Source organism: Streptomyces sp. NPDC004732 (assembly GCF_040609235.1).
Taxonomy (GTDB): domain Bacteria; phylum Actinomycetota; class Actinomycetes; order Streptomycetales; family Streptomycetaceae; genus Streptomyces.
Genome location: NZ_JBEXJR010000009.1, coordinates 412968 through 425375, shown reverse-complemented (window position 1 = coordinate 425375; position 12408 = coordinate 412968). Strand labels below are relative to the sequence as shown.

At 69.0% G+C, this 12408-nt stretch carries 9 protein-coding genes and 2 tRNA genes; 6 read left to right on the top strand and 5 right to left on the bottom strand.

Features of this window, described 5'->3' with window-relative positions:
* Positions 1–68: 68 nt before the first annotated feature.
* Positions 69–139 (bottom strand) — tRNA-Gly (locus ABZV77_RS28530).
* A 143-nt stretch (positions 140–282) separates the two neighbouring features.
* Between ABZV77_RS28530 and ABZV77_RS28525 the strand changes: the two genes are divergently transcribed.
* The 5 genes from ABZV77_RS28525 (at position 283) to clpX (ending at position 5149) form a co-directional block, all read left to right on the top strand.
* Positions 283–359 (top strand) — tRNA-Pro (locus ABZV77_RS28525).
* A gap of 162 nt (positions 360–521) precedes the next feature.
* The gene (gene tig / locus ABZV77_RS28520; RefSeq protein WP_356262557.1) at positions 522–1916 is read left to right on the top strand and encodes a trigger factor; all 1395 of its coding nucleotides are present in this window, start codon (positions 522–524) and stop codon (positions 1914–1916) included.
* A 405-nt stretch (positions 1917–2321) separates the two neighbouring features.
* Positions 2322–2939, top strand: a complete 618-nt coding sequence (locus tag ABZV77_RS28515; RefSeq protein WP_356262554.1) for an ATP-dependent Clp protease proteolytic subunit — start codon at positions 2322–2324, stop codon at positions 2937–2939.
* Positions 2940–2999: 60 nt separating this feature from the next.
* A complete protein-coding gene (locus ABZV77_RS28510; protein ID WP_356262551.1) occupies positions 3000–3695 on the top strand; it encodes an ATP-dependent Clp protease proteolytic subunit in 696 nt (231 codons plus the stop codon).
* A gap of 167 nt (positions 3696–3862) precedes the next feature.
* The gene (clpX, locus tag ABZV77_RS28505; RefSeq protein ID WP_055569952.1) at positions 3863–5149 is read left to right on the top strand and encodes an ATP-dependent Clp protease ATP-binding subunit ClpX; all 1287 of its coding nucleotides are present in this window, start codon (positions 3863–3865) and stop codon (positions 5147–5149) included.
* 67 nt (positions 5150–5216) lie between these two features.
* Here the strand turns inward: clpX and ABZV77_RS28500 are convergent, their stop codons facing one another.
* The 4 genes from ABZV77_RS28500 to ABZV77_RS28485 all read right to left on the bottom strand — a co-directional run bounded on the left by ABZV77_RS28500 (position 5217) and on the right by ABZV77_RS28485 (position 9535).
* Positions 5217–6140, bottom strand: coding sequence for a hypothetical protein (locus tag ABZV77_RS28500; protein ID WP_356262548.1), 924 nt, complete (start codon positions 6138–6140; stop codon positions 5217–5219).
* Positions 6141–6182: 42 nt separating this feature from the next.
* A complete protein-coding gene (locus ABZV77_RS28495; protein WP_356262545.1) occupies positions 6183–7214 on the bottom strand; it encodes a hypothetical protein in 1032 nt (343 codons plus the stop codon).
* Between the two features lie 115 nt (positions 7215–7329).
* Positions 7330–8385, bottom strand: a complete 1056-nt coding sequence (locus ABZV77_RS28490; RefSeq protein ID WP_356262542.1) for a hypothetical protein — start codon at positions 8383–8385, stop codon at positions 7330–7332.
* Positions 8386–8602: 217 nt separating this feature from the next.
* Positions 8603–9535: a hypothetical protein gene (locus ABZV77_RS28485; protein ID WP_356262539.1), complete on the bottom strand. Its 933-nt coding sequence runs from the start codon at positions 9533–9535 to the stop codon at positions 8603–8605.
* A 137-nt stretch (positions 9536–9672) separates the two neighbouring features.
* On the opposite strand from ABZV77_RS28485, the gene ABZV77_RS28480 reads away from it, so the two are divergent.
* Positions 9673–12297: a valine--tRNA ligase gene (locus tag ABZV77_RS28480; protein ID WP_356262536.1), complete on the top strand. Its 2625-nt coding sequence runs from the start codon at positions 9673–9675 to the stop codon at positions 12295–12297.
* The last annotated feature ends 111 nt before the right edge of the window (positions 12298–12408 follow it).

The window sequence follows — 12408 nt, the reverse complement described above, 5'->3', positions numbered from 1 at the left end:
AGCAGTGCCGCGGCCGGGCTCGAACGCAGAAACCCCAGGCCGTCTCCGGCCTGGGGTTTCCCTATGAGAGCGGGCGACGGGAATCGAACCCGCGTAGCTAGTTTGGAAGACTAGGGCTCTACCATTGAGCTACGCCCGCACAGATCGCGCCACGAGCGGAAGCCGCGGCACGACAGGCATCGTAGCGGGTCCCGGCGCCTCGCCGCACGTGCCCCCCTGATCCGCCCCCGTTTAACGGGGAGCCGCACTGCCTGCGGGCATGTACCCTACGTGTCGCACCGACGGGGTGTGGCGCAGCTTGGTAGCGCGTCCGCTTTGGGAGCGGAAGGCCGTGGGTTCAAATCCCGCCACCCCGACCACCTTTTTCCCCTTCTGGGAACCGTCCCGTCCTTCTTCGCGGGATGCCGGTCCAAGATCGCATTGTCGGTCGGCTCCTGCTTGCCGTTACTATGCAAGCTGTGTGCCCGTGTGTCTCTGAGCCGGGCAGAATCCCAAGAAGTCAGCCCCAAGGAGACCGAACCGTGAAGAGCGCCGTGGAGACCCTGAACCCGACCCGGGTTCGGCTCACTGTTGAGGTGCCCTTCGAGGAGCTCAAGGACAGCCTCGACGCGGCCTACAAGAAGATCAACCAGCAGGTCACGGTGAAGGGCTTCCGTAAGGGCAAGATCCCGAACCGGGTCATCGACCAGCGGTTCGGTCGCGGCGCCGTCCTCGAAGAGGCCGTCAACGACGCGCTCCCGAAGTTCTACACCGAGGCCGTGAACGAGGCCGAGCTCAACGTCCTGGGCCAGCCCGAGGTGGACATCACCGAGCTGAAGGACAACGAGACCCTCAATTTCACCGCTGAGGTCGACATCCGTCCCGCGATCGAGATCCCGGACTACTCCGGCATCGAGGTCGAGGTCGACGCGGTCGAGGTCAGCGACGAGGACGTCGACAAGGCCGTCGAGGAGCTCCGTGAGCGCTTCGCGTCCACCTCGCCGGTCGAGCGTGCCGCCGCGGACGGCGACGTCGTGACGATCGACCTGGAGGCCAAGGTCGACGGCGAGGTCCTGGAGGACGGCGTCGCGTCCGGCGTCTCCTACACGATCGGCTCCGGCGAGCTCCTCGAAGGCATCGACGAGGCCGTGACGGGCGTGGAGGCCGGTGGCGAGGCCACCTTCACCTCCGAGCTCAAGGGCGGCTCCGCGCAGGGCAAGGAGGCCGAGGTCACCGTCAAGGTCACCCAGGTCGCCGCCCGTGAACTCCCGTCCCTGGACGACGACTTCGCGCAGCTCGCCTCCGAGTTCGACACCCTCGACGAGCTGAAGGCCGACAGCCGCAAGCGCCTCGAGAACATGAAGCAGTACGACCAGGCGACGCAGGCCCAGGAGCGCGTCCTGGAGAAGCTGCTCGAGCTGGTCGAGGTCCCCGTCCCCGAGAAGCTCCTCGCGGACGAGATCCAGACCCGCACGCACAACCTCGAGCACCACCAGCTCGGCCAGATGGGCCTCGACCTGGACAAGTACCTGGAGATCCAGGGCAAGTCCCGCGAGGAGTTCGACGCCGAGACCAAGGAGCAGGCCGAGAAGGGCATCAAGACGCAGTTCGTCCTCGACGAGCTCGTCAACAAGGAGAAGCTGAACGTGAACCAGGAGGAGCTCACCGAGCACCTCATGCGTCGCGCGCAGTCCTCCAACATGTCCCCCGACCAGTTCGCCCAGGCCGTCGTCGAAGGCGGCCAGGTCCCGATGCTGGTCGGCGAGGTCGCCCGCGGCAAGGCCCTCGCGGTCGTCGTCGAGGCCGCCACGGTCAAGGACACGAACGGTGAGGTCGTCGACCTCGAGGACGACGAAGACGAGACGGCCGAGACGGCTGAGGCCGCCGAAGCCGCCGAGTCGACCGACGAGAAGGCCGAGGAGAAGACCGAGGCCTGAGCCTCGCTCTGACGCTCGCACACCGGGCCCCCAGGACTTCTCGGTCCCGGGGGCCCGGTGTCTTTAGGGGCGCGGGGAACTGCGCGAGCAACCCCCACAGGCCGCACCCGCCGTGGGTCCTGCCGCGGCAGACGCGCCCGCGGCCCCGCGGGGGCTGACCGCGCAGTTCCCCGCGCCCCTGACGGGGCACGACCGGCACCACTCGAGGCGCCCCGCAGAACCTGCGCTCACAGCGAACAGTCACCTTTGCGGGATTCCCCGGACGGGGCTGAGCGTTAGGGTCCATGAATACGAGGGCAGGGGAGTCCCCGGAGCCGCCCCGGAGCGGCGAGCACGCGGGTGCCCCAGGCCCCAGCTGAAGACGTGAGACGGCCCGGCGCCGTCGTAAGACGAGCAGGTGGATACGTGACGAATCTGATGCCCTCCGCCGCCGGCGACCCCTCCATCGGTGGTGGCCTCGGCGACCAGGTCTACAACCGGCTGCTCGGCGAGCGGATCATCTTCCTCGGCCAGCCGGTCGACGACGACATTGCCAACAAGATCACCGCACAGCTGCTGCTCCTTGCCTCCGATCCGGAGAAGGACATCTACCTCTACATCAACAGCCCCGGCGGCTCGATCACGGCCGGCATGGCGATCTACGACACCATGCAGTACATCAAGAACGACGTGGTGACGATCGCGATGGGCATGGCCGCCTCCATGGGCCAGTTCCTGCTCAGCGCGGGCACGCCCGGCAAGCGCTTCGCGCTGCCGAACGCCGAGATCCTGATCCACCAGCCGTCCGCGGGCCTCGCGGGCTCCGCGTCGGACATCAAGATCCACGCAGAGCGGCTGCTGCTGACCAAGAAGAAGATGGCCGAGCTCACGGCGTTCCACACCGGCCAGTCCGTCGAGCAGGTCACGCGCGACTCGGACCGCGACCGCTGGTTCGACCCGCAGGAGGCCAAGGAGTACGGCCTCATCGACGACATCATGTCCAGCGCCGCAGGCATGCCGGGCGGGGGCGGCACCGGCGCCTGAGCCCCGCTCAGCGCCCCGGAGCCGACACCTAAGCCCCTCGCTTCTCAGGAGAACCCAGAGATGAACAACTTCCCCGGTCGCGGCCTCTACGGCCGTGCGCAGGCCGAGAGCGGCCAGGCCGAGTTCACCGGCCCCAGTGCCGAGTCGCGTTACGTGATCCCGCGCTTCGTCGAGCGCACCTCGCAGGGCGTGCGTGAGTACGACCCGTACGCGAAGCTCTTCGAGGAGCGCGTGATCTTCCTCGGCGTGCAGATCGACGACGCCTCCGCCAACGACGTCATGGCGCAGCTCCTGTGCCTGGAGTCGATGGACCCGGACCGCGACATCTCCATCTACATCAACAGCCCGGGCGGCTCGTTCACGGCCCTCACGGCCATCTACGACACGATGCAGTTCGTGAAGCCCGACGTGCAGACCGTCTGCATGGGTCAGGCCGCCTCGGCCGCCGCCGTGCTCCTCGCGGCGGGCACGCCCGGCAAGCGCATGGCGCTGCCGAACGCTCGCGTGCTGATCCACCAGCCCTACAGCGAGACCGGTCGCGGCCAGGTCTCCGACCTGGAGATCGCCGCCAACGAGATCCTCCGGATGCGCTCGCAGCTGGAGGAGATGCTGGCCAAGCACTCCACGACGCCGATCGAGAAGATCCGCGACGACATCGAGCGCGACAAGATCCTCACGGCCGAGGACGCGCTCTCGTACGGCCTGGTCGACCAGATCATCTCCACCCGGAAGATGAACAATGCCTCGGTTGCCTGACGCAGGGCTGTAGCATCTGCCGCTCCTTGGCACGGTTTGCGCACGACCCACGTCGAAGTGAACCGTGCCAAGGGGGGCCCGAACGGGGGGCCCGGCAAGGTACCGTCGGATATGAGGCACCAGGAGCCGCTGAACGTGGCGTCTCCCAGGCGAAGGGGAAGCACCTCGTGGCACGCATCGGTGACGGCGGCGATCTGCTCAAGTGCTCGTTCTGCGGAAAGAGTCAGAAGCAGGTCAAGAAGCTCATCGCAGGCCCCGGTGTGTACATCTGCGATGAGTGCATCGACCTCTGTAACGAGATCATCGAGGAAGAGCTCGCGGAGACGAGCGAGGTGCGCTGGGAGGAACTCCCCAAGCCTCGCGAGATCTACGAATTCCTTGAGGGCTACGTCGTGGGCCAGGAGCCCGCGAAGAAGGCCCTCTCGGTAGCGGTGTACAACCACTACAAGCGGGTCCAGGCAGGAGAGAACGGCGGCGCGCAGGGCCGTGACGACGCGATCGAACTCGCGAAGTCCAACATCCTGCTGCTCGGCCCGACCGGCTCCGGCAAGACGCTCCTGGCGCAGACGCTCGCCCGCATGCTGAACGTTCCGTTCGCCATCGCGGACGCGACGGCGCTCACGGAGGCGGGCTATGTCGGCGAGGACGTCGAGAACATCCTGCTGAAGCTGATCCAGGCGGCGGACTACGACGTCAAGAAGGCCGAGACCGGGATCATCTACATCGACGAGATCGACAAGGTGGCTCGCAAGAGCGAGAACCCCTCGATCACGCGCGACGTCTCGGGTGAGGGCGTCCAGCAGGCCCTGCTGAAGATCCTGGAGGGCACCACCGCCTCCGTACCGCCGCAGGGCGGCCGCAAGCACCCGCACCAGGAGTTCATCCAGATCGACACGACGAACGTCCTGTTCATCGTGGGCGGTGCCTTCGCGGGCCTGGAGAAGATCATCGAATCCCGGGCGGGCGCCAAGGGCATCGGCTTCGGCGCCACCATCCGCTCCAAGCGCGAGATGGAGGAGAAGGACCAGTTCGAGGACATCATGCCGGAGGACCTGGTGAAGTTCGGGATGATCCCCGAGTTCATCGGCCGCCTCCCCGTGATCACCTCGGTCCACAACCTCGACCGTGAGGCCCTGCTCCAGATCCTCGTCGAGCCGCGCAACGCGCTGGTGAAGCAGTACCAGCGGCTGTTCGAACTCGACGGCGTGGAGCTGGAGTTCGAGCGTGAGGCCCTTGAGGCCATCGCGGACCAGGCGATCCTGCGGCAGACCGGCGCCCGAGGGCTCCGCGCCATCATGGAAGAGGTCCTGCAGTCGGTGATGTACGAGGTGCCGTCCCGCAAGGACGTGGCCCGTGTCGTCATCACGGCGGACGTCGTTCGCTCGAACGTGAACCCGACGCTGGTGCCGCGCGACGCGCGCGGTCCGGGCGCCGGGGAGCAGAAGTCCGCATAAGCGGCAGCTGTTTGCGCTACGCCGAAGGGGGCGCCCCGCGAGTGATCGCGGGGCGCCCCCTTCGGCGTTACTTGGCCTCGACGCGGACGTCGGCGCGGAGCTTGGCGGCCAGGCCCGCGACCGTGTCCAGGGAGATCTTCTCGCCGCTGGCGGTGGCGCTCGCGTCGGAGTGGCCGACGGAGGCGACCGTGCTGTGGTCGCCCCAGATGCACAGCGGGGTCTCGAAGGTGTTCGGGATGCTGTCGTCCGTCTCGGCCTTGTCGGGGGCGCCCAACCGGAACTCGGCCTTCTGGCACTTCATGACGCCGTTGTCGAAGCCGTCGGGGGTGAACTCCTGAGGGCTGCCCAGGAGGGTGATGCTCCCGGGCTGCTCCTTGGACTTCTTCTTCATCTCGGCGAACATCGCGTCGACGACCTTCTCGGGGTCATCGATCTTGCCGTACACGCCGGAGAAGTTGAGGCTCTTCTGGCTGGTGCTCGTGCCGTTGCTGTACTGGCCGTCGACGTCCGTCGGATTGCTGACGCCCTGGCTCTCCAGGTCCTTGAGGTCACCGGAGGACATGCCGCCGCCACCGCCTGCCGACTCCGTCTTCTTGTACGTGCCGCCCAGCACGGTCGCGGGAGCCGTCAGCTTGTACGTCTTGCCGTCGTCGGCGACGGAGGAGCCGCCGTCGCTCTTGGCGAAGAGGAAGTACCCGCCGACCGCGGCCGCCGCCACGACCACCACGGCACCGATGACCAGCCCGGTCTTCTTCTTGCCGCCACCCTGAGGGGGCCCGGGGTACTGCCCGTACGGCTGCTGCGGCGGGACGCCCTGCGGCGGCTGCCCGTAGGGGCCGGGCTGCTGGGGCTGGCCGTAGCCGTAGGGCTGGGCGGGCTGGGCGGGCTGGCCGTAGGGGGGCTGCGGCGGGACGCCCTGCGGCTGCTGGCCGTACGGGCCGGGCTGCTGGGGCGGCTGTCCGCCGTATGGACCGGGCTGGTTGTAGCTCACTTCGTGTTCCCCTCGTTGGTGATGCGGTGGTGCGGTGGTGCGTCAGGACTTGACGCGGACCTCCTTGCGGACGCGGAGCGTGGTGGCCGAGGCGTCGCTGAGCGAGACCTTGCCCGCCATGGCGTTCGCGACCTCGACGGGCACCACGACGGCGACGGTGCTGTGGTCGCCCCAGATGCAGACCGGCATGCGGATCTCCTTGGGGCCGGAGGCCGAGCCGCTGCCGCCGCTGTCGTTCTTGATCACGGACTCCTGGCACTTGAGGACCGCGGCGCCCGTGCTGAAGTCCTTGGGGCTGCCGACGAGTTCGCCCGTCTCCGAGCTGTTCTTCTTGGAGTCCTGCTGGATCTTGGCGAACATGGCGTCGACGACCTTGCCCGGGTCCTTGATCTCGCCGTAGACGCCCATGAACTGGATGGCCTTCTGCGACAGGGGATTGCTCTCGTCCCCGGACTCGTAGCCCGCGTCCACGTCCTGCGCGTCCTTCACGCCCGCCTGCTCGGCGGCCTCCAGGTCGCTGGAGTTGAAGCCGCCGGTCGAGTCGTCGCTCTTGTCGTACTCGCTGAGGATCGTGGCGGGCGTCGTCAGCGTGTGCGGGCCGTCGTCCTTGAGGCCGCCGTCCGCCACGTTCGAGGTGCCGCCGTTCTTGCCGTTCTTGCCGCCCTTGTCGTCGCCGCCCGCGAAGACGAAGTAGCCGCCGACTGCGGCGGCGGCGACCACGGCGACCGCGGCGATGATGAGGCCGGTCTTCTTGCCGCTGCCACCGCCGGGGGGCGGGGGCGGGACCTGGCCGTAGGGGGCCTGCTGGCCGTATGGGGGCTGGGGCGGCTGCCCGTAGGGGCCGGGCTGCTGGGGCTGGCTGTAGCCGCCCTGCTGCGGGGCCTGCTGGGGGTAGCCGTAGCCGGGCTGGGGCGGGGGAGCCTGCTGGGGGTAGCCGTAGCCGGGCTGCGGCGCCTGCGGCGGCTGGCCGTAGGGGCCGGGCTGCTGCGGCGGGGCGCCCTGCGGCTGCTGGCCGTACGGCCCGGGCTGCTGGGGCTGCTGCCCGCCGTACGGGCCCGGCTGGTTGTAGCTCATGGGGTTCCCCTCCGAAATGCTTAAGTGTTGCCGACATCCTGACGCAGCAGGGCCCGGCCGGATGACCGGGCCCTGCTGCGTCGAGGCCGACGGGCCGGACGCGGCCCGGCAGGTGTCAGAGCTTGACGCGGACTTCCCCGCGGAACTTGGCGGTGGTGCTCGCCGACGCGTCGAGGTCGGCGGGCGTTCCGGCCAGTGCGCTGGCGACGTCCGTGGTGACGACGTAGCCGAGGGTGCTGTGGTCGCCCCAGATGCAGGTCGCCGCGGACATCTTGCTCGGCCCGGAGGAGCCGGAGGTGCCGGCCGTGGAGCCGGAGGTGCCCGCGCCCCCGCCCAGGTCGACCTTCATCTCCTGGCACTTCAGGACGGCGCCGTTCAGCCCGGCGGGCTTGTACTCCTTGGGCTCGCCGACCAGCGTGACGCTCTCGCCGCTGCTGCCGCCCGCCTCGTTCTTCTCCTTGGCGTTCGTGAACATGTGGTCGACGACGCCCTCCGGGTCCTCGATGTCTCCGTAGACACCGCCGAAGGTCAGCACCTTCTGCGCCATCGGGTTGTCCTTGCTGCCCGACTGGTACTGCGCCTGCACGTCCTTGGGGTTCTTCACCCCGGCCGCCTCGGCCTTGTCGAGGTCGATGCTGTTCAGACCGTCGGAGCGCGACTCGTCCTTCTTGTAGTCGGTCATGACGAGCGACGGCGTCGTCAGCTTGTGCGGGCCGTCGTCCTTGATGCCGGAGCCGTCGCCCCCGCCACCCGCCACGTCCGAGGACCCGCCGTTCTTGCCGCCCTTGTCGTCGTCGCCGCCCGCGAAGACGAAGTAGCCGCCGACCGCGGCGGCGGCGACCACGGCGACGGCCGCGATGATGAGGCCGGTCTTCTTGCCGCCACCGCCACCGGGGGGCGGGGGCGGGACCTGGCCGTAGGGGGCCTGCTGGCCGTACGGGGGCTGGGGCGGCTGCCCGTAAGGGGCGGGCTGCTGGGGCTGGCTGTAGCCGCCCTGCTGCGGGGCCTGCGGCGGCGCCTGCGGCGGGGGAGCCTGCTGGGGGTAGCCGTAGCCGGGCTGCGGGGCCTGCGGCGGCTGGCCGTAGGGGCCAGGCTGCTGCGGCTGCTGGCCGTACGGCCCGGGCTGCTGGGGCTGCTGCCCGCCGTACGGGCCCGGCTGGTTGTAGCTCATTGCTGGGGGTCCCTCCCAATGCTTATGTGTTCCGAACATCCTGGCGGATGGGAGCGCGGGGTTGGGCGGCCGGGGCGGATCGATGCGGAGTTGTTGAGCGGCTGTTCCAGAGGACGGACGTACGAGGGGCGTCCCCGGGGGCTCACGAGGGGCGTACGACGGCCCGGGGCGCGCGCACCACCCCGGGCCATTCCTCCGCGTATGTTCCGCTGATCCGCTACGCCTTGACGCGCGCCGCCTTGCGCAGGTCGCTGGCGAACTGGGCGACGTCGTCCGTGGGCAGACCGCCACCGCCGCCCTTCACGAACGCGGCCACGTCGATGCCGAAGACGATGCCGTACGTGCTGTGGTCTGCCCAGATGCAGAGCGGCAGCTTCGTCTGGCCGCGGCCGCCTTTGATGGTCGCGGTCTGGCACTTCATGACGGCGTTGTCGAAGCCGTCCGGCTCGACGCTCTCGGGGCTGCCGACGAGCTTGATCTGCTGGCCGGGTTCGCCGGTGTCCTTGCCCGACTCCTCCTTGGAGTTCTCCTCGGCCTTGGCGAAGCCGTCGTCGACGGCCTTCTCCGGGTCGGCGATGTCGCCGTACATCCCCTGGAAGCTCATCTGCTTGCCCTCGGAAGCTTCACCGGATTCGTACGAGGCCGCCACGTTCTCCGGGTTCTTGATGCCGATTTCTTCGGCGTTCTCCTTGTCGCCGGAGCCGAGCGGGCCGTCGTCGGGGTCGTTGGACGAGTCGCTCTTCTTGTACTCGCCCACCGAGGCGGGCGGCACCAGCTTATGCGCGCCGTCGTCCTCGACCGAGGCGGAGTCGCTCCCGCCGAAGAGGAAGTACGCGCCGACGGCGGCAGCGGCGACCACGGCGACCGCACCGATCACGAGCCCGGTCTTCTTCTTGCCGCCACCCTGAGGGGGCCCGGGGTACTGGCCGTACGGCGCCTGCGGCGGGGGAGGCTGCTGGGGGTAGCCGTAGCCGGGCTGCGGCTGGGGCTGCTGCTGCGGAGGCTGCCCGTAGGGGCCGGGCGGCTGCTGCGGCTGGCCGCCGTACGGACCGGGCGGCTGCTGCGGCGGCTGGCCCCCGTACGGCCCCGGCTGGCCCCCGTACGGCCCCGGCTGCTGCCCCCCGTAAGGGCCTGGCTCGTTGTAGCTCATGGTGTGGGTCCCCCTAAGAACGCTGACGTGTTCCGGACATCCTGAACGAGGTTCAGCCCTCCCCGGACCACCAGGCCACAACCGATGCCGAACGTTCCGGTTTCGGGACCGCTCCGTCGCCCCTCTAAACTGGCCGCGTGACCGAGAACGCTCAGCAGCAGCCTCCAGCGACCACTCCCGAACTGCCGACCCAGTACGCGCCGGCCGAGGTAGAGGGGCCGCTGTACGAGCGCTGGGTAGAACGGGGCTACTTCTCCGCCGACGAGAAGAGCGAGAAGCCGCCGTACACCGTCGTCATCCCCCCGCCGAACGTCACCGGCGCGCTGCACCTGGGCCACGCCTTCGAGCACACGCTGATCGACGCCCTCACCCGCCGCAAGCGCATGCAGGGCCACGAGACGCTCTGGCAGCCCGGCATGGACCACGCGGGCATCGCCACGCAGAACGTCGTGGAGCGCGAGCTCGGCAAGGAGGGCAAGTCCCGCCACGACCTCGGGCGCGAGGCGTTCATCGAGCGCGTCTGGAAGTGGAAGGGCGAGTCCGGCGGCCAGATCTCCGGACAGATGCGCCGCCTCGGCGACGGCGTCGACTGGGACCGCGAGCGCTTCACCATGGACGAGGGCCTCTCGCAGTCCGTCCAGACCATCTTCAAGAAGCTCTACGACGACGAGCTGATCTACCGCGCCGAGCGCATCATCAACTGGTGCCCGCGCTGTCTGACGGCGATCTCGGACATCGAGGTCGAGTACCAGGACGACGACGGCGAGCTCGTCTCCATGAAGTACGGCGAGGGCGACGAGACGATCGTCGTCGCCACGACCCGTGCCGAGACGATGCTCGGTGACACCGCCGTCGCGGTCCACCCCGAGGACGAGCGGTACAAGCACCTGGTCGGCAAGCAGATCAAGCTGCCGCTGACCGACCGCACCATCCCCGTCGTCGCCGACGAGCACGTCGACCCCGAGTTCGGCACCGGCGCCGTCAAGGTGACCCCGGCGCACGACCCCAACGACTTCGAGATCGGCCAGCGCCACAGCCTGCCGAACATCGCGGTCATGGACGAGCACGCGATCATCACGGTCCCCGGCCCCTTCCAGGGCCTGGACCGCCTGGAGGCCCGCTCCGCGATCGTCGGCGCCCTGCGCGCCGAGGGCCGCATCGTCGCCGAGAAGCGTCCGTACACGCACTCGGTCGGCCACTGCTCGCGCTGCAAGACCACCATCGAGCCGCGCCTCTCGATGCAGTGGTGGGTCAAGGTCGGCCCGCTGGCGAAGGCCGCAGGTGACGCGGTCCGCGACGGCAAGGTCAAGATCCACCCGCAGGAGATGGAGAAGCGGTACTTCGACTGGGTCGACAACCTCCACGACTGGTGCATCTCGCGCCAGCTCTGGTGGGGCCACCGCATCCCCGTCTGGTACGGCCCGAACGGCGAGGTCGTCTGCGTCGGCCCCGACGACGAGGCCCCGACCGGCGAGGGCTGGACGCAGGACAACGACGTGCTGGACACGTGGTTCTCCTCCGGCCTGTGGCCGTTCTCCACCCTTGGCTGGCCCGAGCAGACCGACTCGCTCGCGAAGTTCTACCCGAACTCCGTCCTGGTCACCGGCTACGACATCCTCTTCTTCTGGGTCGCCCGGATGATGATGTTCGGCCTGTACGCGATGGACGGCACCCCGCCGTTCCACACGATCGTGCTGCACGGCATGGTCCGCGACCAGTTCGGCAAGAAGATGTCGAAGTCCTTCGGCAACGCGGTCAACCCGCTGGACTGGATGGACAAGTACGGCTCGGACGCCCTGCGCTTCACCCTCGCCCGCGGCGCCAACCCCGGCACCGACGTGCCGATCGGCGAGGACTGGGTCCAGGGCTCGCGCAACTTCGCGAACAAGATCTGGAACGCCACGCGCTTCGCGATGATGAACGGCGCCACGATCGAGGGCGACCTGCCCCCGGCCGAGCAGCTGTCCGCCACGGACCGCTGGGTGCTCTCGCGCCTCAACGCGACGGTCGCCGAAGTCGACGCGCTCTACGACGACTACCAGTTCGCCAAGCTCTCGGACGCCCTCTTCCACTTCGCGTGGGACGAGGTCTTCGACTGGTACGTCGAGCTGTCCAAGACCACGTTCATGGCGGGCGGCGAGGGCGCGAAGGTCTCGGCCCGCGTCCTGGGCGAGGTCCTCGACGTCACCCTGCGCCTGCTCCACCCGATCGTCCCGTTCGTGACGGAGACGCTCTGGACCGCGCTGACCGGCGGCGAGTCGCTCGTCATCGCCGACTGGCCGTCGGACAGCGGCTTCCGCGACACGGCCGCCGAGCAGGAGATCGAGACGCTCCAGCAGGTCATCACCGAGGTCCGCCGCTTCCGCGCCGACCAGGGCCTGCAGCCGGGCCAGAAGGTCCCGGCCCGGCTGGCCCTGGACGGCACGGCGCTCGCCCCGCACGAGGCCGCCATCCGCCAGCTGCTGCGCCTCCAGCCGGAGGGCGACGCCTTCACGGCGACGGCGACGCTGCCGGTCTCGGGCGCCACGGTCGCGCTCGACCTGTCCGGCACGATCGACGTGGCCGCCGAACGCAAGCGCCTGGCCAAGGACTTGGCGGCGGCGCAGAAGGAGCGTCAGCAGGCGGAGGGCAAGCTCGGTAACGAGGCGTTCCTGGCGAAGGCTCCGGACCAGGTGGTGGAGAAGATTCGTACGCGGCTGAGCAAGGCGATGAAGGACATCGCGCGTTTGGAAGACCAGCTGGCGAAGCTGCCGGTAGCCTGACGCGGCTATGCCTCTCCGCTCATGCGGAGGTGAGCCCGACTTGGCCGCTGCCGAGAAGGACAAGGCTCAGTGTTCCCCGCCGTTGCGGGGGTGACGAAGGCGCCCGGAACC